This window comes from Priestia sp. FSL P4-0332 (genome assembly GCF_038005845.1).
In the GTDB taxonomy this organism is placed as follows: domain Bacteria; phylum Bacillota; class Bacilli; order Bacillales; family Bacillaceae_H; genus Priestia.
Genome location: NZ_JBBOUA010000001.1, coordinates 3,510,645 through 3,536,775, shown reverse-complemented (window position 1 = coordinate 3,536,775; position 26,131 = coordinate 3,510,645). Strand labels below are relative to the sequence as shown.

General features: G+C 36.1%; 30 protein-coding genes and 3 pseudogenes. 25 read left to right on the top strand and 8 right to left on the bottom strand.

All coding sequences use genetic code 11. The features are described 5' to 3' along the window. The first annotated feature begins 8 nt into the window (after positions 1 to 8). Positions 9 to 512, top strand: coding sequence for a DinB family protein (locus tag MKY06_RS18445; protein WP_204231986.1), 504 nt, complete (start codon positions 9 to 11; stop codon positions 510 to 512). Between the two features lie 869 nt (positions 513 to 1,381). Here the strand turns inward: MKY06_RS18445 and MKY06_RS18440 are convergent. Both MKY06_RS18440 and MKY06_RS18435 read right to left on the bottom strand, forming a co-directional pair. Beyond that, positions 1,382 to 1,582 (bottom strand): hypothetical protein, encoded by a 201-nt coding sequence (locus tag MKY06_RS18440; RefSeq protein ID WP_098590017.1) that lies wholly within the window; start codon positions 1,580 to 1,582, stop codon positions 1,382 to 1,384. 2 nt (positions 1,583 to 1,584) lie between these two features. After that, the gene (locus tag MKY06_RS18435; RefSeq protein ID WP_139031977.1) at positions 1,585 to 1,677 is read right to left on the bottom strand and encodes a helix-turn-helix domain-containing protein; all 93 of its coding nucleotides are present in this window, start codon (positions 1,675 to 1,677) and stop codon (positions 1,585 to 1,587) included. Positions 1,678 to 1,785: 108 nt separating this feature from the next. On the opposite strand from MKY06_RS18435, the gene MKY06_RS18430 reads away from it, so the two are divergent. Together MKY06_RS18430 and MKY06_RS18425 are read left to right on the top strand one after the other, a co-directional pair. After that, the gene (locus MKY06_RS18430; protein WP_340961123.1) at positions 1,786 to 2,973 is read left to right on the top strand and encodes an MFS transporter; all 1,188 of its coding nucleotides are present in this window, start codon (positions 1,786 to 1,788) and stop codon (positions 2,971 to 2,973) included. Between the two features lie 233 nt (positions 2,974 to 3,206). Further along, positions 3,207 to 3,626 (top strand): MarR family winged helix-turn-helix transcriptional regulator, encoded by a 420-nt coding sequence (locus MKY06_RS18425; protein ID WP_098602523.1) that lies wholly within the window; start codon positions 3,207 to 3,209, stop codon positions 3,624 to 3,626. 179 nt (positions 3,627 to 3,805) lie between these two features. On the opposite strand, the gene MKY06_RS18420 is transcribed toward MKY06_RS18425, so the two are convergent. Further along, positions 3,806 to 4,684: a LysR family transcriptional regulator gene (locus tag MKY06_RS18420; RefSeq protein ID WP_061859392.1), complete on the bottom strand. Its 879-nt coding sequence runs from the start codon at positions 4,682 to 4,684 to the stop codon at positions 3,806 to 3,808. Between the two features lie 283 nt (positions 4,685 to 4,967). On the opposite strand from MKY06_RS18420, the gene MKY06_RS18415 reads away from it, so the two are divergent. The 3 genes from MKY06_RS18415 to MKY06_RS18405 all read left to right on the top strand — a co-directional run bounded on the left by MKY06_RS18415 (position 4,968) and on the right by MKY06_RS18405 (position 7,531). Further along, positions 4,968 to 5,246, top strand: a complete 279-nt coding sequence (locus MKY06_RS18415; protein WP_061859391.1) for an ArsR/SmtB family transcription factor — start codon at positions 4,968 to 4,970, stop codon at positions 5,244 to 5,246. Positions 5,247 to 5,612: 366 nt separating this feature from the next. Beyond that, positions 5,613 to 6,794: an MFS transporter gene (locus MKY06_RS18410; protein WP_236019610.1), complete on the top strand. Its 1,182-nt coding sequence runs from the start codon at positions 5,613 to 5,615 to the stop codon at positions 6,792 to 6,794. Between the two features lie 92 nt (positions 6,795 to 6,886). Then, complete coding sequence (locus tag MKY06_RS18405; protein WP_236019603.1) at positions 6,887 to 7,531, top strand: amidohydrolase family protein; 645 nt, start codon at positions 6,887 to 6,889, stop codon at positions 7,529 to 7,531. 253 nt (positions 7,532 to 7,784) lie between these two features. Here MKY06_RS18405 and MKY06_RS18400 read toward each other — a convergent pair whose 3' ends face one another. After that, positions 7,785 to 8,693, bottom strand: coding sequence for a DMT family transporter (locus tag MKY06_RS18400; RefSeq protein ID WP_064471966.1), 909 nt, complete (start codon positions 8,691 to 8,693; stop codon positions 7,785 to 7,787). A 470-nt stretch (positions 8,694 to 9,163) separates the two neighbouring features. On the opposite strand from MKY06_RS18400, the pseudogene MKY06_RS18395 reads away from it, so the two are divergent. The 8 genes and pseudogenes from MKY06_RS18395 to MKY06_RS18360 form a co-directional block, all read left to right on the top strand. Continuing rightward, a pseudogene (locus tag MKY06_RS18395) lies at positions 9,164 to 9,283 on the top strand (hypothetical protein); the annotation flags it as partial. A gap of 10 nt (positions 9,284 to 9,293) precedes the next feature. Continuing rightward, positions 9,294 to 9,407 (top strand): annotated as a pseudogene (locus tag MKY06_RS18390) (transposase); the annotation flags it as partial. An 11-nt stretch (positions 9,408 to 9,418) separates the two neighbouring features. After that, positions 9,419 to 10,531, top strand: coding sequence for an RNA-guided endonuclease TnpB family protein (locus tag MKY06_RS18385; protein WP_098602521.1), 1,113 nt, complete (start codon positions 9,419 to 9,421; stop codon positions 10,529 to 10,531). Between the two features lie 126 nt (positions 10,532 to 10,657). Further along, a pseudogene (locus tag MKY06_RS18380) lies at positions 10,658 to 11,134 on the top strand (YdeI/OmpD-associated family protein); the annotation flags it as partial. A 141-nt stretch (positions 11,135 to 11,275) separates the two neighbouring features. Continuing rightward, on the top strand, positions 11,276 to 11,647 hold the full coding sequence (locus MKY06_RS18375) for an iron chaperone (RefSeq protein WP_029323400.1): 372 nt from the start codon (positions 11,276 to 11,278) through the stop codon (positions 11,645 to 11,647). Between the two features lie 40 nt (positions 11,648 to 11,687). Continuing rightward, on the top strand, positions 11,688 to 12,395 hold the full coding sequence (locus tag MKY06_RS18370) for a DNA alkylation repair protein (RefSeq protein ID WP_116327216.1): 708 nt from the start codon (positions 11,688 to 11,690) through the stop codon (positions 12,393 to 12,395). A 163-nt stretch (positions 12,396 to 12,558) separates the two neighbouring features. Then, positions 12,559 to 12,852 carry an RNA polymerase alpha subunit C-terminal domain-containing protein gene (locus MKY06_RS18365; RefSeq protein ID WP_098449971.1) on the top strand — a complete coding sequence of 98 codons (294 nt, stop codon included), beginning with the start codon at positions 12,559 to 12,561 and terminating at the stop codon, positions 12,850 to 12,852. Positions 12,853 to 12,975: 123 nt separating this feature from the next. After that, the gene (locus MKY06_RS18360) at positions 12,976 to 13,461 is read left to right on the top strand and encodes a tetratricopeptide repeat protein (RefSeq protein ID WP_098399934.1); all 486 of its coding nucleotides are present in this window, start codon (positions 12,976 to 12,978) and stop codon (positions 13,459 to 13,461) included. 265 nt (positions 13,462 to 13,726) lie between these two features. Here MKY06_RS18360 and MKY06_RS18355 read toward each other — a convergent pair whose 3' ends face one another. After that, a complete protein-coding gene (locus MKY06_RS18355) occupies positions 13,727 to 13,915 on the bottom strand; it encodes a hypothetical protein (RefSeq protein ID WP_013058291.1) in 189 nt (62 codons plus the stop codon). 512 nt (positions 13,916 to 14,427) lie between these two features. On the opposite strand from MKY06_RS18355, the gene MKY06_RS18350 reads away from it, so the two are divergent. Next, positions 14,428 to 14,655, top strand: a complete 228-nt coding sequence (locus MKY06_RS18350; protein WP_013058290.1) for a hypothetical protein — start codon at positions 14,428 to 14,430, stop codon at positions 14,653 to 14,655. 238 nt (positions 14,656 to 14,893) lie between these two features. After that, entirely contained in the window at positions 14,894 to 15,742 is an 849-nt protein-coding gene (locus MKY06_RS18345; protein ID WP_098288183.1) for a sialate O-acetylesterase, read from the top strand. 368 nt (positions 15,743 to 16,110) lie between these two features. Here MKY06_RS18345 and MKY06_RS18335 read toward each other — a convergent pair whose 3' ends face one another. Further along, positions 16,111 to 16,494 carry a MerR family transcriptional regulator gene (locus MKY06_RS18335; protein ID WP_098322264.1) on the bottom strand — a complete coding sequence of 128 codons (384 nt, stop codon included), beginning with the start codon at positions 16,492 to 16,494 and terminating at the stop codon, positions 16,111 to 16,113. 108 nt (positions 16,495 to 16,602) lie between these two features. Between MKY06_RS18335 and MKY06_RS18330 the strand changes: the two genes are divergently transcribed. Further along, positions 16,603 to 16,992, top strand: a complete 390-nt coding sequence (locus tag MKY06_RS18330; protein ID WP_013058286.1) for a carboxymuconolactone decarboxylase family protein — start codon at positions 16,603 to 16,605, stop codon at positions 16,990 to 16,992. A gap of 265 nt (positions 16,993 to 17,257) precedes the next feature. Here the strand turns inward: MKY06_RS18330 and MKY06_RS18325 are convergent, their stop codons facing one another. Both MKY06_RS18325 and MKY06_RS18320 read right to left on the bottom strand, forming a co-directional pair. Beyond that, positions 17,258 to 17,917, bottom strand: a complete 660-nt coding sequence (locus MKY06_RS18325) for a Crp/Fnr family transcriptional regulator (protein ID WP_098322262.1) — start codon at positions 17,915 to 17,917, stop codon at positions 17,258 to 17,260. A 93-nt stretch (positions 17,918 to 18,010) separates the two neighbouring features. Further along, positions 18,011 to 18,643, bottom strand: coding sequence for a Crp/Fnr family transcriptional regulator (locus tag MKY06_RS18320; protein WP_013058284.1), 633 nt, complete (start codon positions 18,641 to 18,643; stop codon positions 18,011 to 18,013). Between the two features lie 375 nt (positions 18,644 to 19,018). On the opposite strand from MKY06_RS18320, the gene MKY06_RS18315 reads away from it, so the two are divergent. From MKY06_RS18315 to MKY06_RS18280, 8 genes are all read left to right on the top strand, one after another. Next, the gene (locus MKY06_RS18315) at positions 19,019 to 20,497 is read left to right on the top strand and encodes a 4-hydroxyphenylacetate 3-hydroxylase family protein (RefSeq protein WP_063672332.1); all 1,479 of its coding nucleotides are present in this window, start codon (positions 19,019 to 19,021) and stop codon (positions 20,495 to 20,497) included. An 87-nt stretch (positions 20,498 to 20,584) separates the two neighbouring features. Next, positions 20,585 to 21,130 (top strand): FAD synthetase family protein, encoded by a 546-nt coding sequence (locus MKY06_RS18310; protein WP_013058282.1) that lies wholly within the window; start codon positions 20,585 to 20,587, stop codon positions 21,128 to 21,130. A gap of 55 nt (positions 21,131 to 21,185) precedes the next feature. Beyond that, positions 21,186 to 21,743 (top strand): NADPH-dependent FMN reductase, encoded by a 558-nt coding sequence (locus MKY06_RS18305; protein ID WP_029323383.1) that lies wholly within the window; start codon positions 21,186 to 21,188, stop codon positions 21,741 to 21,743. Between the two features lie 89 nt (positions 21,744 to 21,832). After that, positions 21,833 to 22,381, top strand: a complete 549-nt coding sequence (locus MKY06_RS18300; RefSeq protein ID WP_013058280.1) for a 3-hydroxyanthranilate 3,4-dioxygenase — start codon at positions 21,833 to 21,835, stop codon at positions 22,379 to 22,381. Then, a complete protein-coding gene (locus MKY06_RS18295) occupies positions 22,366 to 23,409 on the top strand; it encodes an amidohydrolase family protein (RefSeq protein WP_098288180.1) in 1,044 nt (347 codons plus the stop codon). Before MKY06_RS18300 ends, MKY06_RS18295 begins: the two co-directional genes overlap by 16 nt. After that, positions 23,381 to 23,854 (top strand): RidA family protein, encoded by a 474-nt coding sequence (locus MKY06_RS18290; protein WP_098196798.1) that lies wholly within the window; start codon positions 23,381 to 23,383, stop codon positions 23,852 to 23,854. The genes MKY06_RS18295 and MKY06_RS18290 overlap by 29 nt, the downstream gene beginning before the upstream one ends. Continuing rightward, positions 23,851 to 25,320, top strand: a complete 1,470-nt coding sequence (locus MKY06_RS18285) for an aldehyde dehydrogenase (protein ID WP_029323378.1) — start codon at positions 23,851 to 23,853, stop codon at positions 25,318 to 25,320. The genes MKY06_RS18290 and MKY06_RS18285 overlap by 4 nt, the downstream gene beginning before the upstream one ends. A gap of 24 nt (positions 25,321 to 25,344) precedes the next feature. Beyond that, positions 25,345 to 26,124 (top strand): 2-keto-4-pentenoate hydratase, encoded by a 780-nt coding sequence (locus MKY06_RS18280; protein ID WP_064471956.1) that lies wholly within the window; start codon positions 25,345 to 25,347, stop codon positions 26,122 to 26,124. Positions 26,125 to 26,131: the final 7 nt, after the last annotated feature.

The following is a 26,131-nucleotide window of genomic DNA, read 5'->3' as shown; positions in this document are numbered from 1 at the left end:
TGATTGTTATGGAAAAGTTAGAGTATGAATGGGTAAAACAAACAAGACAGATTTTACTAGATCAGTGTAAAGAATTAAATGAAGATGACTTTACGAAAGAGTTTGAATTTGGGTTTCAAAGTATTAGAGACTCTTTAGTTCATGTGGCAGGTTGCTATCATGCTTGGCTAGGTTCTTTTGTTCTTTCAGAAACTTCATCACCACTACTTACAAAAGAAGTCCTTAACACTATGCAGGTAGACGATATTAAACGTTATTTTGAACAAGCTGATAGATACGTAGAAAAAGTATTCGAGCAATTCACAGATAAATTTGATGAATCTATCGAAAAAGAGCTTGCTTGGAGAGCAAACAGTGGTCTTATAAGAAAAACACCCCGTCAATTGCTTGTCCATTCAATTACTCACGAATCACATCATAAAGGACAAATTGTAGCTATGTTACGTCTACTTGGGCATACGCCTAAAAATACGGACATGTTAGGGCTATCTGCAAAAGAACTTACCAAATAATAAATTAAAAAATCTTGCCTAAAAGAGCACATTTTTATAACAATATATGTGCTCTTTGTTATGTATATCATATGCATCGCTAGTTTACATAAAGTCTCTTTCTGGTAGACATCACAAAAAATAACCCTTGCGGCAGTAGGGTTCAGCTAAGGATTCTCTTTCTGGAGTAGGCAGCTTTTTATACCATCCTCCATATAATAACGATTTGTCTTGAGGGGATTAGGGGACAAGTGCATAAAAAGAGGACCTTTTATACAATTGCTAAATGGTTCAAGTATTTGAATAATATTTTATGTTAACTACGAATGTACATCATATACAGCTTAAAATCAGAAAAAAACTACCCAATCATCAGAGACACGTAGCTTGTCTGTCTTGCGTACCATTATTTTTAGGGCGATGCTTTTTTGAAAACATTGTTAACAGTTTGCCCTTGCTAATTTATACATTGTTTATTTATCTACGAAATGTAAAATCAGCGAAAATAAATAAGCGTTTATCCTTAGATTAAAACAGCAGGTGACGATATCAGTACAGCTAACACTAATTATTTTAACATTGTCCTTAAGTGTGGGATGTGTCTTGTTTGTAATGAACATATTTAAAGTCGGATTTGTAGAAGTAACGAGTTCAAGTAATACTTTATCGAAAGTGTCGATTTCTCTGATGGGGGCTTATCTACTGATGCTTTTTACAGCATTCTTTTGTATGATTAACAACCTTTAAAAATAGGAGAAATAAAAAGACAGCTATTTAATTTAAATAGTGGCTGTCTTTTTTGTATATACGAACTGAATAGATACCAGGGTAAGGTCATTCATTTAAGTAATATTTTGTAACTTTCCCTCTCACAAGATATAAAGCGATACCTAAGCATCCTCTTCAGCAAAAAGAGTACGAGCTGTTTGGATAAAGGCATCTGTTGCTTTTGATGTATCTTTCATATCTAGCACTGCTATATTAATTTCTCTGAACGTGTTCGGCTTCATCTCTCGAAAAACTACTTGTTCTGGTAGCGACAAAATATTTTTTTTCGTTGTAATGGTAATCCCTAATCCTTCTTGTACCATACTTAAGGCTGTGTCATATGTAGTTCTTCACCGGCTTTTGTAAAACTTCCTGTTTCCGATATCTGAACAATAAGGTGAATTTGTGATTTGTTCATATCATTTTTGTTATATCCCATATAATTAATATGCATTTTATTTATAATGAAACCTAATGTACCATAGAAGAGGATTAAGTTTCAAGAAATTAATCGGAGGTAATTAGTATGGTCAATCGTAATAAATTATTTCTATTTGCACTTATACTAGTTGCATTTAACCTTAGGCCGGGTCTAACTTCAGTTAGCCCAGTATTGTATGGAATAACGAAGGATCTAGGTATGAGTTCTACTTTAGCTAGTTTGCTCACTTCCATTCCTTTGTTATGTTTTGGTTTTTGTTCGTTATTTGCTGGTCGTTTAGCAAATCGCTATCAACCAGAGAAGATGATTACTTTCGCTATAACTTGCATAGGTATTGCAACGTTTCTAAGAGCCTTTACAAATTCCTCAATTTACCTGTTAATAACGGCTTTATTAATTGGTGCAGGAATTGGTGTTGTAAGCCCTTTGCTTTCTGGTTTCATTAAAAGTCATTTTCCAGACAAGGCAGCATCGATGATAGGCATATACTCTACTTCAATGGTAGTGGGTGCATCTATTTCTATTGGGCTAACGACACCACTTCAACACTGGTTCAATAATTCATGGAAAAATGGATTAGCATTTTGGAGTATTCTTGCTCTACTCGCTATTCCACTTTGGCTTATGGTAATAAAACAATCTCGTATTCCTGCAAGTAATTTTTCACAAAAAACGAAGGCTTCTTTACCATTAAAAAATAAAAAAGCCTGGCTATTAACTTCTTTTGTAGGGATTGTAACTCTTCTATTTTATTGTTTTGCAGCATGGCTACCAGCCATTGTAGAGGAAAAAGGGTGGACGCCAGCATTTGGTGGTCTTGTAGGTACAATCGCTATGATTGCACAGCTACCAGCTACTCTTTTATTACCTAGTCTTTTAAAAGTGCTACCGAGCAGAAGGTTTTGGATCACAACCTTTACCTTAAGTATAATAATTGGTTTATCCCTTTTATGTTTTACAAACGTAACACCTATTGTTTCAAGCATATGTTTAGGAGTTGGTGCCGGTGGTCTTGTGTCGCTAACTTTGTTGTTACCATTAGATATGGCATCTTCCCCTATGGAAGCAAGTGCTTGGTCAGCAATGACTCAAGCAATTGGATATATGATCGGTGCAGTCGGCCCATTCATAATTGGATTTCTGCATGATTATCTAGGAAGTTTCGTTCCGACATTATATCTTCTTATAATTATAGGATTCATTGCCATCTTATTAGGGTGGAAAATCACAAAACCAGCTAGGGGTAAAGCAGAAGGCCTACCTGTGAAATAAAAACCACGAAGTAAATCGTGGTTTTTATTTTAACTTTTGAAAAAGCCTATATAACAACTTTTAAAGTATAGAGTGATCTATGTGCAAGAGGAGGTTTGGTCCCATGAATACATTTGGTCAGATAAATAGTAGCAATTATATTGAATCACGCGTGGGTATCGCCTACTAATCAAGACTTATATTACTCGATTATTAGGTTAAGACATATTTTTCTATCTTTCTGAGGTGACGTTATGGATTTACATGATTTAACAAGCCATCTTATTCATCGTACAGATGTAAGAGCAATGAATTATTTCAAGAAAAAGCTCAAACCTTATGGCATGACTCCAGTACGATGGAGCATCATTAGTGTTCTAGACTCTCAAAAAGGGAGAACCCAAACAGAACTAGCAGAAGCAATTGATAAGAAACAAACAACTATTGTAGAAATGATTTATGCAATGGAGGAAAAAGGATTCATAAAAAGAATGTACAGTGAACGAGATCGTCGCTTACACTATCTATTTCTTACAGAAAAGGGAGAAGAGTTAAAGAAAACTCTTTCACCTTTTGTTAAAGACGCTCACCTCTTCGTCACGCGTCAATTAAGTGATGAAGAAAATACTCAACTAAAGACATTGTTAAATAAGGTATATAACGGTATACAATAAGCCATGTTCCTGAATATTCCTTTCTCTAATCAGGATCCTATACTGATTCTTCCATCATCCTTTTGTTTGATTAACAACGATTAAAAATAGTAGCAATAAAAAAGACAGCCACTTTTTGAATCAAACGGCTGTCTTTCATATATGCACTAAATAGCAACACATGTTTACTTAAGTTCTATTTAAGCATCTTCTTGAGCAAAAAGGGTACGAGCTGTTTGGATAAAAGTATCTGTCGCTTTGGATATATCTTTCATATCTAGCACTGCTATATTGATATCTCTAAACGTATCTGGTTTTAATTCACGAAAAACGACTTGCTCTGGCAACCACCAAATATTTTGTTTCGTTGTAATGGTAATTCCTAACCCTTCTTGTATCATACTTAATCCTGTCTCTATATAATCCATTTCAAACCGTACTTTAGGAGTCAAGTTATACTCGTTGAATAAAGCATGAATTTGTACCTCATAACCGCATTTTCCAATTAGTATATCTTCACCTTGTAGGTCAGGAATACTTATTGTTTCTTTCTGAGATAAAGGATGGCTTGAGTGCATAAGTACAATCAGTTGATCTTTAATTAAAGGTACGGTATCAAAATCTTTATCAGGAGGAATAATAATTCCTACATCAATGCATTTGGAACGTAACCACTCTTTTACTTGATCTACACTACCTTCCGAAAGCTTGATTTCTATACCAGGATACTGACTTTCCATTGTACGTATGATCTTAGGAATAAATCTAGTACAAGCAGTTCGGTAAGCGCCAATGTGCACCTTCCCAATTTCTAACCCCTGTTCAGCCACAATTAATTCATCTACTTTTTGTAATTCACTCAGGATTGTTCTAAAAGTAACTAATATTCGTTCTCCTACATCTGTAAAAGATATTCCATTCTTCTTATCTCTCTCAATTAACTTCGTTCCTAGTTGCGATTCAATTGTTGCTACAGCACGACTTACCGCAGGTTGTGTCATATGTAGTTCTTCACCGGCTTTTGTAAAACTTCCTGTTTCTGATATCCGGACAATAAGTTCAATTTGTGATTTGTTCATATCAATTTTGTTATCTCCCATATAATTAATATGCATTTCATTTGTATTAGAACCTAATGTATCATGAAAGAGAATTAGACTTCAAGAAATTAACCGAAGATAATTAGGATTAGCGATCGCAATAAATTATTTTGATTTGTGCTTATAGTACTGTTTTGAGGATTTTATCATTAAAGTGCATTTGGCTTTAGCAAATGAGATCTCAATAGTATATTTGCCACTATAATGTTAGCTTGTACTCATATGATGTATCTAATTGACTTAGGAAAGGGGGGTGATAACAATGGAGGATAACTCGAAGTTACAACAAGCGATAAAAATATATAAAGCACTCGGTGAACCAACACGATTAAACATTGCTCGTTTGCTTGCTAATGAAGCAAATTTATGTTGTTCGGATATTGGGATAAAACTTGAATCAATTGCTGGATCAACTTTATCCCATCACTTAAAACAATTAACTGATTGCGGACTTCTGAGTACTTATAAAGAAGGCACATATATATACTACAGCCTAGACCGTGAGTTGATTGGAAAGTATGCTCCATATGTGATGGAGTAATTTCTCTTATTTCTATATTTCTATACTTATAGAAATATAGAAATAAGAGGTATGATCTTTCTTGTCTGGATTATGGCTAAATCGCTTGATAGGTATCCTCATCTAAATTATGAGTATATCCATTACTAGTACTTTAGACAAAAAGGCTAAAGCAAATCACCTATCGTTATCATAAGCGCGTTAAATTCATGGTGTGTCACCTTTATAAAACATTTTTAAAGAAACTGTAAAGGTCACTTTGTCTACGTGCAAAAATCAGCTCTTTACAGGTAATTTTTCAAACGCTCGGTTAATTTATGAACTTAAATCTATATTTCTGGAAATATCGAAATATAAAAACAAAAGGTGTGATTTACTTTGTCAAATATGTGGAAAATTTATTTGTTAGCTATCATTAGTTTTCTTAATGGTACATCAGAATATGTTATTGCCGGAATCTTAGACAGAATTGCTGAGGCCAATAACATTTCAGTTTCATCTGCAGGACAGCTAATTACTGTGTTCTCAATAGCTTTTGGAGCAGGGACACCTTTTCTAATTGCTATGACTGCTCGACTGGAACGAAAAAAACTTCTTGTCTATGCTTTAACCGTTTTCTCTGTCATCAATATTCTTATTGCGATAATAACAGGTTATGAAATGCTAATGGCAGCTAGAATCATCTCTGCCCTTAGTGCCGGCGTTATTCAAGTTACGCTTCTAACCCTTGCTGCAGTTTTAGCAGCTCCAGGAAAGCAGGGAGGTGCGATTGCTACAGTTGTTATGGGGAATAGTACTGCTTTGGTTGTAGGTGTACCTATAGGAAGAGTTGTGGCTTCGCATTATGATTGGAATGTAATATTCATTGGGCTTGGTGTAGTAGGATTACTTTTATCCGCCTTAACGTTGTTTACTATACCAAAAACAGTTGCTGAAGAACCTGTACCTTTGCGTGAGCAGTTTAAATTTCTTATGAAACCACGTATCTCAGCATACTTGCTCATCACATTTCTATGGTTAGGTTCATATTCCGTTGTATTTACGTACATTTCACCGTATTTCTTAAATACATTCGGAATGAGCAATCAAGGGGTAACTACAGCTCTCTTTATATTTGGTATTGCTAGCGCTATTGGATCCAAATTAGGAGGTTTTAGTACAGATAAGTGGGGATCATTTCGTACATTAACTGGAGGAATGTTACTCCATGCTATTGCACTATTGCTATTCCCGTTTATCGGTCAATTTGCTTTTCTTTTCTATGTATTGCTTATTTTCTGGGCGCTCGCAGCTTGGTCTTCCGGCACGCCAATACAATTTCAGCTTATAAGCCTTGCTCCTGCTGCAGCAAGTATTGTGCTTAGTTTACACAGTGCTGCTGGACAACTGGGAATGGCAGCTGGAGCTGGTATCGGTGGTATTGCTGTCAAAAATGGCTTGTTGAATTATATTCCTTGGATTGGGGCTTTTGCTCTTGCCGTTTCTGTCGTAGTAATTGTTGCCGACAACGTTCTATCTAAACGAAAACAGACTAAACAAGCTCAGAGCAATCTTTGTATAGAAAAATAAAAGTCTTATATCTAACGTAGCAAAAGGCCACTTGTTTTATACAAGTGGCTTTTAACATTGGCTATTTTAATGTTAAAGAATTTACAACCGAAATGAACAAATTAAATCAAATTCTAAATAATGAGGTGAATCCCGTACAAGCACGCTTAAATGCGCTAGAAGAAGTAAGCGGTGCGCTTAAGCAATATCCAAATAGGTTTGTAGGGTTTGGTTCAGTTCCTCTTTCTTATTCTCCGGGTGATGTCACCTTAAACGACTGGGTAGAGAAACTTGTCAAAGGGCAAAAGATGAAAGGTCTCGGAGAATTTACTCTTGGTCCAGGTCAAATTCCATTGTTAGAACCTATATTTAAAGCAGCAAGTGACTATACGTCTTTGCCTATCTGGGTACATACTTTTCATCCTTTGAACTTAAAGGATATTCAGGAGTTATTTCTTCTCACTCAAAAATATGAAAATGTGCCGGTTATATACGGGCATATGGGCGGAATTCATTGGCTACAAACGATAGAAATGATAAAAGACACTAAAAATGCTTACTTAGATATATCTGCATTTTATACAACATACGCCTTGTCTTTGGCTATAAAAGAAATACCTGAAAGAACGTTATTTAGTTCAGATTTTCCATATGGAGATCCATATTTAAATTTACAGGCTGTTAAGCGTCATACATCTAGTCAAGAAGTTGCAGACAGAGTGTTAGGTGGGAATATCTCGAATCTGCTTCATATATAAATTCAGCGTTTTTGTTTGATGTTGTGTTGTATGGGATAACTAGCAGTGAATTTTAAAATTATTTTCTGCCTTGAAATAAAAAAGGCAGCCAAATAGAGGGCTGCCTTTTAAACAAAATTGAACAACTAGAATTACGTTTTATTGTTACATATGATGAATTTCATTTGAAATATATCATATTTTGTAGTCCTTCAGTTTCTTAATTCCTCTCTCGTAGATAACTTTAAAGACTCACATTATAAAATCTACTTACTTAATTTTGTTTATTGCTAACAAGAGTGACATGCGGAGTTTTACCTTTTGATTTCCTAGATGAAAGATAAACGCCAGTAAAGATAATAAGTAGTCCAATGACTACGTTTGGAGTAATTGTCTCTCCCAGTAGTAAATAACCCCATACCATGGCCGAGGCAGGGATCAGGTAAGTAACCGTTGCCGCTAATTCAGGGCCACCATTTTTATTGATATAAAAGTAGATTAACTGACCCAATCCTGAGCCAAAACAGCCGAGACCCACAATTGCAAGAATCGGAAGTGGATGAATCAACAAATCTAATTTGAATGGTTCGGTAATCAGCATCCCAATTAAACCAATGATAGCACCTGTTAGTAAGGTGAAAGTTGTTATAGTTAGTACGCTCACCTCAGACAGAAACCGTTTTGTTAACTGCCCAGCAAGCCCATAGCAGATACAAGCAACAAGCATTGTTCCAATCCCAACAAACCCTTTCCCGAAAATCTGACCAAATTGAAAATTCATAAGGACGAGTATCCCGAAAAAACCGATAAGAATACCGATCCACTGACGTCCGGTAAGTCGATAAGAAAAAAGAATAAATCCGATAAGACCTGTCCAGATCGGAGTGGTCGCATTCAGAATAGAGGCAGTTGTACTGTTTATCTCAGTTTCGCTTAAGGAAATTAATCCCCACGCCAAACCACAGTTAAATATACCAACAACAATCAATGCCTTCCAGGGTAGTTTCTCTTTAACTTTTCTACGCTTCCACCATAGAAACGGGAGCAAGATGATAGCACCTGCTAGACAACGAAAAAATACAATTCCCCATATTCCAACTGAGGGAAGCAGCCACTTCATAAATACAAAAGATAAACCCCAAATTAAACTAAGCCCAATTAAGGCTCCATACAATCGAAACATAATACACCTCCTTACTTCACTTATTATGGCAAATTTTGTTGATTATTTCATTCCGAAATTTTGCTTTGGAGAACATTTTCTCATAGTTTTTTATTTTCATTATCTCAATATCTTTCTTTAGGTATATAAAGTATTTCTTTTTTAATAATAAATTCGACGCTATTCATAGGAATAATTCGGAAAACTTTAGAGTTTTTATTGAAAATAGAACATTTGTTCTTGTATAATATAGAGAACAAATGTTCTTTTTTGAAAGATTCTTTCGATCGATTATGAGTAGCTACCAAATAGATTCATTATATGTATCGACATGCAGGCAGTCCTTGCTTTGTTTTTTTCTATATTAAATGCAAACGTTGAAGAAGGGCATTTCCTACATTTGAAGAATAGTAACACCATTAAATGAATTGAAGGTTGACTGTATCATTGCTAGAGCGACAGATTAAAAAATTGAATAGGAGTGTTCCTTGATGACAAACAGTAAAATGAATCCTAAGGTTGATGAATTTTTAAGTGAAGCTAAAAAGTGGAAAGAAGAATATGAGTCGCTGAGAAAGATTGTTCTTGACTGTGAGTTGACCGAAGATTTTAACATACTTCCGAAAGAAGTTATGGAAAGAAATGTTCTGGTCGAGAAGTTTTTGTTTGTTGACTACCGGCGAATCTCCTATCACAGTTGTGAAAGAATATATTGAAAATCAAGGAATGAAATGAGGTGAGTTGATATGGCTACACAACATAAGGCGTACAAGTTCAGAATATATCCAACAAAAGAACAGAAAATAGTACTCCACAAAACCTTCGGTTGTGTTCGGTTTGTCTACAATAAGATGCTGGCGGAACGTATTGATACGTTCGAAAGGCTAAAAGACGATAAAGAGAAGCTTAAAAAAATAAAGCATCCTACTCCTGCTAAATACAAAAAAGAGTTTGAGTGGTTAAAAGAAGTGGACTCTCTCGCGCTGGCTAACGCCCAACTGAACTTGGATAAGGCGTACAAAGCATTATTCAAAGGGAACGCGAAGTTCCCGAAATTCAAAAGTAGACGCCATAAACAAAGCTATACAACCAATGTGGTGAACGGAAACATTCAGTTGTTGGATGGTCATATCAAATTACCTAAGTTAAAACAAGTGAAAATCAAACAACACAGGCAGATTCCGTCGGAATCAACGATTAAATCGTGTACATTATCAATGTCTGCTTCTGGAAAGTATTATGTCTCCATTTTGACCGTTTATGAGAAAGACATTGCCGGTAAAGAGATTAAAAAAGTTGAAGGCTTAGATTTTGCGATGGATGGGCTATTTGTCGATAGCGAAGGTAAGAAAGCCAATTACCCGAAGTTTTATCGTCAAATGCTTGATAAGTTAGCTACTGAACAACGTAAACTTTCTCGTAAGAAGAAAGGTTCTTCAAATTGGAAAAAACAGCGAGTAAAGGTGGCTAAACTACACGAAAAAGTTGCCAATCAACGCAAAAATTTTCTTCATCAAAAATCAAAAGGACTGGTGTCTACTTTTGACGCAATCGCGATTGAAGACTTAAATATGAAGGCGATGTCTAAAACGCTTAAATTTGGAAAAAGTGTAGCTGATAACGCGTGGGGAATGTTCATTACATTCTTACAATATAAGTTAGCTGACCAAGGGAAACAACTGATCAAGATTGACAAGTGGTTCCCTTCTACAAAAATGTGCTCGAATTGCGGTTCAGTGAACGAAGTAAAATTGTCTGAACGTGTCTATCAATGCGTTTGTGGATTACACCTTGATAGGGATCATAATTCGGCACTCAATATCAAAAAAGAAGGTATTCGCTTGTTAGCAATAGTCTAATCCATTATAAACTAAACTCTTGGAACAAGAGGGTTAGCCTGATTTATTTTGTCAGCTATCAAAAGTGGCAATTACCCAGGAAGCCCCCACTTCAAGCAACCCGTTAGGGTGATAAGTGGTGGGTAGTTCACATGGATGAACCCTTGTTACACGTTTGAGAAAAAAAACGTTGTTTTAATGCATGGATTTAAAGAATATTGTGCACTGCTGTTTCCTAAAGGTTCTCTGTTACAAGATTCTCATGGTATTCTAATCCAACAAACGGAGAATGTACAAGGAGCGCGACAAATTCGGTTTACCAATGTGCAAGAAATAGTTGAAAAGGAAGCCATCTTAAAAGCTTATATTTATGAGGCCATTGAGGTGGAAAAAGCCGGATTGAAAGTCAAAGCTAAAAAGCCTGAAGAACTCAGTATTCCTGAAGAGCTACAACACAAATTTGATGAAATACCTGCTTTAAAAACGGCTTTTACTACATTGACTCCAGGACGGCAAAGAGCATATATTCTTTATTTTTCTGGGGCCAAACAATCTAAGACTCGGGAATCAAGGATTGAAAAATGCATTCCGAACATTCTTACTGGAAAAGGATTAAATGATTAGTACATTTTATTTAAAACATGGCTAAGATAAATTGTTAATGTATTTGAGTTAAAAATGAAGTAGAGCTAAGTGAACTGACTGATATTCCATTTGTATAAAAGTAGAGTAGATTAAAAAAAATTTATTTGAGGAGAAGATTCTATGGAAGTTTTTGCAGAATATTTAGCGCGTATAGATAGCCCTGACCACCGTGACCGAACAGAGGAGGTTTTGGCTTGGATTGCTAATACTTTCCCAAATTTGGAACCACAAATTAAATGGAATACGCCAATGTTTACCGATCATGGAACATTCATCGTCGGCTTTGCCTCAGCGAAACATCATTTGAGCGTTTCACCTGAAGAAACAGGCATTGCGCACTTTAATCATGACATTGCTCAGGCTGGATACAGCGCTACCAAAGGCCTGTTTCGAATTTTATGGACTGAGCCAGTAAACTATGAATTACTTAAAAACATAATCGAGTTTAATATTTTAGATAAGAAAGACTGTGCAACTTTTTGGCGGAAATAAAAAGCAGATTATGAACGGAGAAGAAGGAGGATACAGAACGGTGGACTTTGAAATGGTTATGAAAGAACTTGAAGCGCTTGGTACGGAACGAATTAAAAAGACTTACATAAACAATGGTGCACGCGATCCGCTTTTTGGAGTGGCAACAGGAAAAATGAAGCCGATTGCAAAGAAAGTCAAGAAAAATCAGGCTTTGGCTGAGCAGCTTTACGCTTCTGGCAATTACGATGCTATGTATTTTGCTGGTATCATTGCAGACCCAACAGAGATGACTGCGGAGGATTTTGAGCGTTGGATTGATAAAGCGTATTTTTACATGCTATCCGATTATGTAGTTTCAGTAACTTTGTCAGAAACCGATTTTGCGCAAGTTGTTGCTGATAGGTGGGTGGCAAGCGATGAAGAACTTAAAATGTCGGCAGGTTGGAGTTGTTACTGCTGGCTTTTGGGTAATCGTCCTGACGATGAATTTAGCACAAGCAAGATTGCAGATATGCTTAATCAAGTGGAAAACACGATTCACGATTCTCCAGATCGAACGAAATCGGCTATGAATAATTTTATCTATACAGTCGGTATTTCATATTTGCCACTTCATGAGAAGGCGCTTGAAACTGCAAAGGCAGTAGGTCCAGTCGAAGTTAAGAAGGATAAGAAAAAAAGTAGTATTCTTCTTGCCTCCGAAAACATTCAAAAGGATATAGATAGAGGACGGCTTGGTTTCAAACGCAAACATGTAAGGTGTTAGCATGATGTGTAATGGAGCTACACTATCTGAAACGAGACTAACAAGCATTTAATAATAATTAGTTTACTATACGTAGGATGTTTTGTTTCTTCATAAACCATCCATTGAAGAAGTGGCAGGGGATAAAAGCTAAAAAAATTCTTGAGAAAAGGAGAGATTAAAAATGAAAACCCAAAAGGGAAATCTAAGAATCTGTCATAAAGGACACACATATTATAAAAGCAGCAACTGTCCGACCTGCCCAACCTGTGAGCAAGAAAGCAAACCTGACAATGGATTTCTTTTAATGCTATCAGCACCAGCAAGACGAGCATTAGAAAACAACGGGATAACTTCTTTGCAGCAGTTATCAAAATTTAGTGAAAAAGAGATATTACAATTTCACGGTATGGGGCCGGCTTCTTTACCTAAACTTAGAACAGCTTTGCAGGCCAATGGGTTAGCCTTTAAAAATTAAACATTAAGGATAGTTAAAGCAAGAATTAGATCTGGATAAAGTGTACGAATACGCTGAATTTCCGGATATGGAAGGATGTTAAGAGATAAATAGTGGGAAAAAGAAGGATTGGAGATTTAAGTAATGAATAACAAACTAGGTAAAGCGTTAGCGTTACGAAAGAATGGAAATCACAAAGAATCTAACGAATTGCTAAGTGAATTAGTTAAGGAATTTCCAGACGATGCTTTATATAACTATCAATGTGCTTGGAGCTTTGACATATTAGGAGAAGAAGAAAAGGCGGTGCCCTTTTACGAAAATGCCATAAAGATAGGATTACCTTCTAAGGATATGGAAGGTGCAGTATTGGGATTGGGCAGCACATATAGAGCCTTGGGGGAATATGAAAAGTCAAAAGAGACATTTTTGAAAGGCATGGAATTATTCCCAGATAATCATGTAATTAAAGTGTTTTATTCCATGACCTTATACAATTTAAAAGAATATAGTCAAGCGATGGAACTGTTACTGAAATGCTTAATAAATACGACAAATGACAATGAAATACTAAGTTATAAAAGAGCCTTAAATTTCTATTCAGATAAACTGGATCAGACTTGGAAGTAGCTTATAAAATTCACTGAATATAAGTTCTTTTCCTGAAACGAGGAGAGGACTTTTTTTGTAACAATACTGGCAGGCTTCCTGCGATAAAATGACTTTTTAAAATTATAGATTGTGAAGAACTACATTTAAACTATAGGGGGCGTTTGTTGAATAAGAGAGTCCTTACATATTATATATGTCTAATATGTAAGGAGCCCTATATGAATTACATTTGAAATAGGAGATCTTTGCTTTGGATCTTGTGCTTCTTTCTTTGTTGAAGCACTTATGTTTGAACCACTCTCTCCTTATTAAACTCTTGTTCAATTAGCTTATCCATTAGAAAGTGATAAAAAACGTGATAATTCGTTTTAGTTAGTTTGTCCAGTTCCTGGTGAGTGATGATATTATGTTGGATTAGTAAACCTATAGCAGCTGATATACAATTTACTTTTAAATCTTCTTCCCCTAACATATAAATCACCTTCCCTTATTTACTAAGTAACCCATTCTATATAATAGGCATACTTAAGACACGGACTTATATAAGCTCTTTTCTCAAATTATTGCTCTCGTGCTTATAGAAAATGATAATAAAATGTTCTCAACACTTTTTGATGCATACTGTTATCTTTATATACTTCGCTTTCTTTTCCTGCAAAAAAAACAAAATGGTTTAAATTTTCCCTTATTTTGGAATGTTGTATTTATTTTTAACAGTTAGAGAAGCTTTTGAGCGCTCAGTATGTATCTGAATGTCAACATCAAGAGCTTATGAACGCCATCCAAGGAAAGTGAATAATGGAATTTATTTTAATTAGTTTCTATTATTTAGCTTATGTAAATGCGAAATAAATGTGGTTTTCCTGTAAGTGAAAAAGGAAATTTCAACTATATCATAAACTTCCCTGTAGGTAATTATTAGATTATATAGGGAAATTTACATCTCAATAAAATACTGTTATTACAAGTTAGTGAGGTAGAAGTATGAAAGAAACCAATAGTAAGAATTTAAAATCTGAAATTATAAAAAAGCACGAGATATTATTTGCAAAGAGACTAGAACTTGAGAGTGAAGCAAGCCGTTTGATGTTAGAAATTAATTTATTAGACGCACGGAATACTCTTGATAAAGTAAGTCAGTTAAACCAAAAGATAGATGATATAACCTCTGAAATGGATTATTTGAAACAAGCCCTTGAAGCCATCAATTAAGCTATATATCAAAGTGTAACTAATTCTATATAAGTATAACCACGAGCAAATTAGAAAAAAGTGATCCACATGGAAGAGAAAGAACAGTAAGAAATAAATCTTACTAAAGTGTATGAATACGCTGAATCTCCAGATAAAATCTTATCAAGACCTAAATCATAAAAAAGCTAATTAAATTATATTGATAAACCTACTTAGTCTAATTAGACTATTGTAAACAAAGAAAGAAGGCGTTTCTATGAAATCTGTATTGTTAATTGGACAATCAAATATGGCAGGCAGAGGATTTATTGAGGATGTACCGCCGATTTATAATGAGCATATACATATGTTGAGAAACGGTAGATGGCAAACGATGGCAGAACCACTTAATTTTGATCGTCACATATCTGGTGTTGGGCCGGCAGCCTCTTTTGCTCAAGCTTGGACAGAGGATCATCAGGGCGAGTCCATTGGGGTCATACCATGTGCCGAGGGAGGAAGCTCAATTGATGAGTGGACAATTGACGGACTATTAACCAGGCACGCGATTTCTGAAGCAAAATTCGCAATGGAAACAAGTGAGTTAGTGGGAATTCTGTGGCATCAAGGAGAAAGCGACAGTTACGGAGAACGTTATAAGACATATGAAGATAAATTGCTTTCATTATTTAAACATTTGAGAGAAGAATTGAATGCACCAGATATCCCGATTATTATCGGTGAGTTGGGACATTACCTTGGAGACGTCGGATTTGGAAAAAGCGCTGTAGAATATAAACAAATAAACCAGATATTATCTAAAGTTGCCCATACTGAAAAAAATTGTTATTTTGTAACATCAAAAGGCTTAACAGCAAATCCAGATGGCATTCATATTGATGCCGTTTCCCAAAGAAAGTTTGGATTAAGATACTATGAGGCTTTTTCAAAACAAAAGCATGTGTTAGATGTTTTAGACGTTGAGCATGAATGGGTTGAAAAGGAAGCAAAGCGTGAACTAACTAAAAATGAACGTATATTTGTTGAAAGTATGAAGTTTGCTTTGGGACAATTAAGTTTTGAAGAGTTTTCTATTAATATCTCTACTATTAATGAAAGTAAGTAAAGCAGAATTAATCCCATTTTATGAGGGGAGATCAATTGATTCCACTTTTAATCTTAGGTTTGTTAAAAGGAAAACCCGGTTCATATGGATATGAACTTTTGGCAATTATGAATGAGTGGAGTTAGTATAGATTTGTTAATTATTAAAACTAAAAAAAGGAGAATCCTTTAAACAGGAACTCCAAAAAGCCGGTATTCAAGACACGAAAATTTTTCAAATGCAACTAGTGGAGAAGTTGCAGACAGAGTTTTAGGTGGGAATATTTCAAATCTGCTACATATATAAATTCAGCGTTTTTTGTTTCATGTTATATTAGGTGCTATAAGAAAGACCTTGAAAGGTGTGTTTCAAGGTCTTTTTTATAGTTATTAAGATTGTTGGTTTTCCACTGTCTCTAATTTTTTATAGTGCGCAATCTTTTCTTCAATTCTATGCGAATTTAATTCTAGTTCCTCTATCTTGCCTAAGACATCTTTATAATGTTCCTCTAACAGTTCCTTTCTTGCCGTAATAGTAGACTCTCCTTTCTGTCGCAAATCAGAAAACTGCTTCATTTTAAGCATAGGCATTCCTGTAACACGTAAACGAATTAAAAACTGAATCCAAGCTAGATCAAAATCTGTATATTGCCGATATCCGGTTTGGGCTCTTTGCACATTTTTTATTAATCCAATTTTTTCGTAATAACGCAAAGTATGTGTAGAAAGACCGGTCATACTTGCTATTTGTTGAATACTGAATAAATTTTCCATATTAATTATTATAACATGAGAAATAAAATGCTTGCTTTAGAGCGCGCTCTAAAGCGTAATATCTAACTTGTAAATAAAATAACTCAGTTGTAAGGAGAGATTCAGTTGATGAATGAACGTTACGAAAATGGTTGGAAAACGTTAATGGAGGTAGATGGAGAGGGTGGAAAACGAGTAATTGAATCATTAAAAGACATTGCTCCTGACATTGGGAAATATGTCATTGAATTTGCCTTTGGAGATATTTATACAAGAGAAGGACTTAACCTGCAGCAAAAACAACTGGTTACGATAAGCTCACTCACGACACAAGGAGGGTGTGAACCACAATTAAATGTTCATATTAATGCTGCGCTTAATGTAGGTCTCACACCGCATGAAATAGTAGAAGCCATTACTCACTGTATTCCATACACTGGCTTTCCTAGAGTGTTAAATGCTATTTTTATTGCTAAACAAGTTTTTACAGAAAGAGAATTAACCGTAACTTTGAAATAAAGGTATATGTATATATGGCAAGGCGATTTTAATTGAACTTTTAAACAGAGGTACGTCTTGATTAGGATAAACCACAATAAATCGTAGTAGTACTCCGAAAAACACGATTTGTGATATAAGGTTAACCTTAGAATAAATAGACTCCTTTTTTAGTGAAAGAAGCTACCTAAAGGTAACTTCTTTTTTATTAAATTATATTTTCACATTCCCTGTATTTTCCTCCATACCTTCTATGTGCGAAGCAGCATCACAAGTGTATTTATAATCACATTAATGGCAGCATTAGCATATCTAAATCTCCTATATTTTTGCTGTTTTGATCTCTTATTTCTTTAAGTTTATTGATGTTTTTAATATAAATATTTTGATTAGACAGCTCAATCCATTTTTCTTTACTCCATTTTTGAATAATTTTATTCACGGTAATGCGGGAAGTCCCAACGTAGCGGGCAAAGGATGTTTGATTAAAGGGAAATTCCTCATTTTCTTTTACGAGCTTTAATAAATAATGAGCCATCTGTTGTTCAACGGGGAGATTAAGAAACGTAATAATTTCTGCTAGCAGTCTAAACTTATAGAGAAGAGAATTTGTAAAGAGAATGACTGCTTTCGGTTCCTCCTCGTATATTTTTAACATTGCTTCATTAGTAAAATAATATAAAACGGATGGAGTTGTGGTTACAGCAGTTGTTAAATAAGGCTCTTTATTAATACCGTTTTCCCCTAATAACATGCCTTCAGGTACATAGTTAACCGTACGTTCTGCTCCTTTCTCAGTTAAGAGAGTAATCTTTACACTGCCTTTATCTAAATAATAAAATCCTTTACCAACTTCTCCTTGATAATAGATCGTGGTGTTTTCTTCTAATTTTATCATCTGTCCATACTTTAAAAAGGGACGCCATATGTATCGAAGGTTTACCATTCAATCACCTTTCTATAAAAGTGTATTTTAAACGTATAGAAACATTTCATACATGAAGCATTATTCTTTACTTTAATAACGTGACCAAAGCGTTTATGAATGAAAGAGATAATTTTTTAACAGATCCGGGTTCTTAATTAAAAATCTTTTATTTTTACTATCTATTAGTTTTTTTTCTTTCCATTTTTTTAACGTTTTATAAACCGTAATCCTTGTTAAACCGGTACACGTTGCTAAGTCCTTTTGTGTTAAAGGAATTTCATAGTTTTTAAAGTCATGATAGATGTTTAAGAGCACAGCGGCGATTTGCTGTTCGGTAGTTAATGTATGTAAATTAATTTGTTCAGCTAGGATATGCATTTTTTGAATAATACTCTTTGTAATAAGGTTTAGTATGGGCGGGTGGAGAGTTATAAGTGTTTTGAAATCGTCATAACTAAAATAATATAGTACGGAATCTTTTACTGTAGTAGCAGTAGTAAAATGAGCTTGTTGGTCCATTGCTTGAACTCCCAATAATTGACCTGGCAATACAATGTTTAACACGCGTTCTTTCCCTAATGGGGTAGAGGTATGGACTTTAATTAATCCACTGTCCAAGTAATAAAATCCTTCTCCTATGTCTCCTTGTTCATATACCACATTTTTTTGTTTCATATATTGCCTTTTTCCGTACATTAAGTAGTTTTTGAAATTATTTTCGTGATTGAAGAGAATAGCCATCATACTCACTCCTTAACCAAAATATAAGATACGCCTAAAAAATTGAAAAGACAATTGTAAGATCAAGTAACACACTATAGGGTAGGGCATTTTATTTACTTTGCTATAAAAACAAAAATAAGTAAGCGCTTACAACAATGTGCGCTTTATTTCTTCTCTTTTTTAATAAGCCAATATTTTTATAAAAACGTTACGCTTTCTACAATATCTTAAAGCGAAAAATGCGTAAATGCAATAATATAAATTTCTTATTTGAGCTACTCCGTCTATTCCAAAAATAAAAAACTCCAAAAAAATGTTAACGAGACTACACCCCTGAAAAAAATCAAATAATATAATTCAATTAATTACTATTAAACCTTAAGGGGATGAACAAATATGGGGATTCGTACAGGTGCTCAATATATTGATGCATTAAAATCACGCCAGCCAGAAATTTGGTTAGGGGGCAGAAAAATTACAAATGTATTTGAAGAAAAGGTGTTTCAACAGCCTATTTTAGAAATTGCGAAGTTGTACGATATGCAGCATGACCCGGCTTACCAAGAGAAAATCACTCATATTTGCGAAGAAACAGGAGAGAGAATATCAAATGCCTTCTTAATTCCTAAAAGTTACGAAGATTTAGTAGCTCGCCGAGAAGTGTTTGAAGCATTTGCAAAAGCTACCTTTGGACTGATGGGAAGAACACCGGATTTCTTAAATGTTGTAGTCACTTCTTTATTTCATAATGCTAGTTTTCTAGATTATTACAATGAACAGTGGGGCAAAAATATAAGAGATTATTACCGTTATATTCGTGATAATGACTTGTTTTTAACTCATGCTATTATCAACCCGCAGAACGACCGAAGCAAAGCCTCACATGAACAACAAGATCTCTTCACTCATTTAGGTGCTGTAAAAGAAACACCAGATGGACTTGTTGTAAAAGGAGCTAAAATGCTAGCTACACTTTCACCTATTACCGATGAAGTTATTGTTTATTCGTTCCCAGGATTTAAACCTGGAGATGAACGTTATGCACTTGCTTTTGCGCTGCCAATCGATACACCGGGACTTCGAATTCTTTGCCGAGAAGCTATGCAAGACGGAACAAGATCAGTGTTTGATCATCCACTAGCCTCTCGATTTGAAGAGATGGATGCGGTATTGATTTTTAATGATGTGCTGATTCCTTGGAACCGAGTGTTTTTATATAACAATATTGAAGCTGCAAATCTTCTTTATCCTAAAACAGGAATCGCCCAGCAACCGGCACATCAATCTGGCGTAAGAGGATTAGTTAAACTCCAATTTGCAACGGAAGTAGCTTGTAAAGTAGCGGATGCAATCGGTGTAGATGGATATCTAAACGTTCAAGAGAGCTTAGGAGAATTGGTACAGTCAGTAGAATCTATTAGAGCTTTGCTTCGAACATCAGAGTATGAGTATACGATTAATGAAAAAGGAGAAGCTCTTCCAAATGAAACGGCTTTAGAAACAATTCGTGGATTGCTTCCTAAAATGTATCCTCGTGCTATTGAAGTCATGCAAACAATTGGTGCAGGCGGCTTGCTTATGTCTCCTACAGGAGCGGATTTTGCAAATCTTGAATTAAGAGAGGATTTAAATCGTTATTATGGAGGCCGAGAAGGAGTACCTGCTGTAGACCGTGTTCACTTATTTAAATTAGCGTGGGATCTATGTGGAGAAGCATTTGGCCAAAGGTTACTTCAATACGAGCGATACTATACAGGAGATCCAATCCGTAAAAGAGCTATTTTCTACAATAGCTATAAGCGCAGCCATTCATTTGCCATGGTAGATGCTGCATTAAATACAGAAGCTAAAAAGAAAGAAGTAACAAACAGCTGATACCCATAATCCTTTTATATAAAAATAAACTTTGTTAATAGATACAGAGCCTAGGTTGATTACGTTCTTAATAAGGGAGGTGTAAAGATGCAAAGGTATGAGGACGGAATACTAACTTTACCAGCATCAGTAATAGCTATAGGTGCATTTGATGGCGTGCATCAAGGACATCAAGCAGTAATTAAGCGAGCTGTAAATCGAAGCAAAGCGTTAAAGGTACCTAGCGTTGTTTATACATTTGATCCTCCTCCTCGCTTTCATTTTCAAAGTGATCAAGTGTTAACGCCTATTGACCAAAAGGTACATCTGATAGCTGAGTTAGGAGTAGACTACGCAGTTATTATCCATTTTGATGAGTTATACGCTAAGCGCCCATCAATTGATTTTATCAGCAACTTAAAAAAGCTTAATCCATCGGAGATCATAGTAGGCAACGATTTTCGTTTCGGCCGAAATAGAGAAGGAGATATCAAGCTGCTGGCAAAGCACTTCCTAGTAGATATCATCCCGCCTGTCTGTTGTTCAGAAGGAACAAGAATCTCTTCTACTAGAATTCGTCAGTTACTCCAGCAAGGTGCAATTGACCAATCAAATGATTTATTAGGCTGGTCTTTACAAAAGGAATATGTATAAAAAAATGAGTGTTTGAAGATAAGTATGAGACTTCTTTAGAAGGAGGAAAGTGAAAATGAAATTACTAGGCATATCAGGCACGATTATAGGTTCTAAAACAGGTGCTGTTGTTCAACAAGTGCTTGAAGAAGCTAAATTGCAGCATCCAGACATCGAAATTGAATTTTTAGATTTACGAGATTACACTATCCAATTTTGTGATGGCCGCGATCCCTCTGCTTATTCAGAAGATACTAAAAAAGTCATTGAAATTATTTCTAGCGCTGATTTTTATATAATTGGTTCACCTATCTTCCAAGGGTCAATCACCGGTGCTCTTAAGAATGTATTTGATTTAATACATCCCCAGGTTTTTCGAAATAAAGTAATGGGGTTCATCGCCACAGGCGGGACTTATCAGCATTATCTAGTCATTGAAAATCAGTTAAAGCCTATTGCGGGTTACTTTCGTGCTTTTGTGGCACCGAGTTATGTATACGCTCATACGACTCACTTTAATCAAAAGAATGAAGTAGCCGATCCGGAAGTGTTAGGTCGCATTAAGAATTTAGCAAATGAAGTCGTCTACATGCAGAAAAAACTAAAAGTAAGCGAGCTGGAAATCCTTAATTAATCACATTTTAAGATTTTAATATTTTCAAGTGTAATCAAAATAACTTTTATTTTTTGAAAATTAAAATTTATTAAAAGGAGATTATCTCAATGACAAATACTATTCAATCATCTAAACCATTAAATCTTTGGAAGTTTATCGAAGAGCATAAAGACCAGTTAAAACCACCTGTAAACAATAAAGTGGTATGGAAAGACTCAGAATTGATGTTTATGGTTTTGGGAGGACCCAATAAACGCCGTGACTTCCACGTAGATCCTTCCGAAGAGATTTTTTATCAATTAAAAGGTGATTGCTATGTTGAAATCATTAATGAAGAAGGCAAGCGTGAAGTTGTAACGGTGAAAGAAGGAGAAGTGTATTTACTTCCTCCAAACGTTCCGCATTCTCCACATCGTGTAGCAGACACAATCGGTATCGTTATCGAGCGAAACAGAAGTGAAGGGGAGTTAGAAGACTTTGTATGGTTCTGTGATGAATGTGATGCGGAGATGCATCGTGTGAAAGTTCAGCTAACCAATATTGAAGTTCAAGTAAAAGAAGCCATTCAGGAGTTCAACAGCAGCTTAGAATTACGCACATGTAAAAAGTGTAATCATGTCATGGCACCGGAAGCGAGTGAATGGAAATGCGAATAGATTTTCATACACATATCATTCCGGAAAGTTTCCCTGACTTTGCTCAAAAATATGGCGGTGAGCGCTGGCCTGTGCTAGAACGCACATGCACATGCGGCGCATCAATTATGGTTGGAGGGAAAAATTTCAGAGACGTAACGGACCAAGTATGGAGCCCTGAAAAACGTATAGCTGACATGGATAAAGAAGGAGTAGATATTCAAGTGTTATCTCCTATCCCTGTTACGTTCTCTTATTGGGCTCAGCCCGAACATGCATTAGAAATGGCTAAAATCCAAAATGATTTTATTGCAGAAACAGTTGCTAAGTACCCTGACCGCTTTGTTGGGTTAGGAACGGTTCCTATGCAAGACGGACCTACGGCTGTTAAAGAAATGGAACGGTGCATGAATGAATTAAAACTGCATGGAATTGAAATTGGGACAAACGTCAATGGTCAAAATTTAGACCATCCGTCTTTCATTGAGTTTTTTCAAATGGCTGAAAGGTGGGAAGTGCCCATTTTCATTCACCCGTGGGAAACGTTAGGCCGTGATCGAATGCCAAACCATAACTTTATGTATACGGTAGGAATGCCAAGTGAAACAGCACTAGCGGCTGCAACACTTCTATGGAGCGGCATTATGGAGAAATTTCCTACATTAAAAGTCTGTTTTGCACATGGAGGAGGATCTTTCCCTTATATTCTTCCTAGATTAGATAAAGGGTGGGAAGTGTGGCCGCACCTTAGACTAACAACACATCCTCCTAGTTACTATGCAAAGCAATTTTATTTTGATTCGTTAAACTACGATCCACTGAACATAAAGTATATGATTGAACGTTTTGGACATGAAAAAATCTTTATGGGATCGGATTATCCATTTTTACTGCGTGAAGTTGTTCCGGGAAAAGTTCTGGATGAAACGCTGGATTTAACTGAACAACAAAGATTAGATATGTTAGGTGGAAATGCCGCGAAGTTTCTAAACATTGGGCAAGAAAAAAGGAGTGACATTTATGCCAACAGTACAAACACCAGAGGATAGATTACAAGAACTTGGCTTAACGCTGTCAAAGGTTCGTCCTTCAGTAGGAAACTACGTCAGCTGTGTACGAACAGGTAATTTATTGTTTACTGCTGGCCAAGGTGTAGATCAATATCACGGCAAGTTAGGCAAGGATTTAACAATTGAAGAGGGATATAAGGCCGCTCAGCAATCCATGCTGAATGTATTGAGTGCGGTAAGTTATGAGTTAGACGGGTTAAGCAAAGTGAAGCGTGTCGTTAAAATTCTTGGTTTTGTAAATAGTACAGAGGACTTTACAGACCAGCCTAAAGTAATGGATGGCGCTTCAGACTTACTCGTAAAAGTATTTGGGGATAAAGGGAAACACGGCCGTTCAGCTGTAGGGATGGCCCAGCTCCCCAATAACACAGCTGTAGAAATTGAAATGATTTTAGAGATTGAGGATGAGGAGGATATCCGATGAGTAAAGAGGCAGTTATTGAAAAAATGACGGTAAAAGACGCAAAGCTTTTTATTAATGGAGAATACGTAGATGCCCTATCCGGTCAAACCTTTGATACCTTTAATCCAGCAACGAATGAGAAATTAGCTTCTGTAGCTAATGGCGGCACAGAAGATGCAAAGCGCGCTATCGACGCAGCTCAACGTGCATTTGAAAGCGGTATTTGGAGCAAGATGCCTGTTGAAGAGCGCTCTGCCATCCTTTGTAAAATGGCTGACTTAATTATGGAGAAAGTAGATGAACTAGCTTATTTAGAAACGCTAGATGTAGGCAAACCTATTAAAGAAAGTCGAGAGTTTGATATTCCACGAGCAGCTCAAAACTTCCGTTTTTTTGCTGAGATGGCTAAATATATGGTGCATGAGCATTACGAAAAGCATAATGTAATGTCCTATGCCAAGTATTCACCAGCGGGAGTTACAAGCCTCATTATCCCTTGGAATCTACCGTTTATGCAGATGACATGGAAAGCTTCCGCTGCTTTGGCATCCGGTAATACAGTGGTTATTAAGCCTGCTTCTTATACACCGTTAAGTGCAGTGATGCTTGGAGAAATCGCTAACGAGGCTGGATTGCCTCCTGGTGTGTTGAATATTATTACGGGTCCGGGGAATACGGTAGGAACTACTATGTCTACTCACCCGTCCGTTCGGCGTATTTCATTTGTAGGGGAAAGTAATACAGGAAAAACGGTCATGCGAAATGCAGCGGAAAACCTGATTCCTGTTTCGCTGGAGCTTGGAGGCAAATCAGCCAATATTGTATTTGAAGATGCGGATTTGGATGAAGCAGTAAAAGGATCTATCGAAGCAATCTATCGAAATCAAGGAGAGATATGCTTAGCAGGTTCTCGTTTACTTGTACAAGAAAGCATTTATAAGCAGTTTCTTGAAAAGTTCACAGCGGAGGTAAGAAAGATTAAAGTAGGCGATCCTCTGAGTGAAGAGACAAACATGGGAGCACTTGTATCACAAAGTCACTTAGAAACGGTCGATGAATATGTTCGAATTGGTTTGGCGGAAGGAGCTAAGCTGGCATGCGGAGGAAAAAGAGTAGAAGGTTTAGAAACAGGAAATTTTTATGAGCCGACTGTTCTTTACGACGTAGATAACAAAATGCGTGTAGCTCAAGAAGAAATTTTTGGTCCTGTACTTGTTGTCATTCCGTTTAAAACAGAAGAGGAAGCAATTCAAATTGCCAATGATTCTATTTATGGATTAGCAGGGGTTGTCTGGACAAATGATTTACGAAGAGCACAACGCGTTGCTTCTGGAGTTACTGCTGGATTACTTTGGATCAACTGCTGGTATATTCGTGATTTAAGAACGCCATTTGGTGGAGCAAAAGCAAGTGGAATTGGTCGTGAAGGCGGCCGGCACAGCTTTGAATTTTATACCGAAGCCAAAACAATTACGATGAAACTTTAACTCTATAAAAGAGGTGATTAACGGATGCGTACACTTATTAGTGAGCTTGCAGAAGAACTTTTAGAAGCAGAAAAGACGAATCAGCCAATTTCTCCTATTACAGAACGACATGCTGCTTTATCAGTAGCTGATTCTTACCATATTCAATTAGAGATTGTAAAAAGAAAGCTGGAAGAAGGAAAAAAAATTATTGGTAAAAAAGTTGGTCTAACCAGTAAAGCAATGCAAGATATGTTAGGAGTTAGTGAGCCTGATTATGGACACTTATTTGATGATATGAAAGTAACGGATAATGAAATAATCAACATTCATTCAATGGTGGCTCCAAAAATTGAAGCGGAAATTGGATTTATTCTAGAAGAAGATTTAAAAGGGCCAAACGTTACCTATTTAGATGTCTTAATGGCAACAAAATACGTGGTGCCGACCATCGAAGTCATTGATAGTCGTATTGCCGATTGGAAAATCAAATTAGTGGATACGGTTGCAGACAATGGCTCTTCTGCCAAAGTAGTGGTAGGGAATAAATATTCCACAATTGAACAAGCCGATTTACGTACGACTAGTATGCTTCTCTATAAAAACAAAGAGCTCGTCGCAACAGGAGCTGGAGCAGCTGCCCTTGGACATCCGGCACATGCGGTTGCATGGCTGGCAAATAAGCTATCTGATTTCGATATTTGTTTAAAAGCCGGCGAATTAATCTTACCAGGGGCTCTATCTGCAGCAGTACCAGTTGCGAGCGGGGATGTAGTAAAAGCAGAATTCGGTTCTCTTGGTTCAGTATCCGTACGTTTTGAATAATACCGGA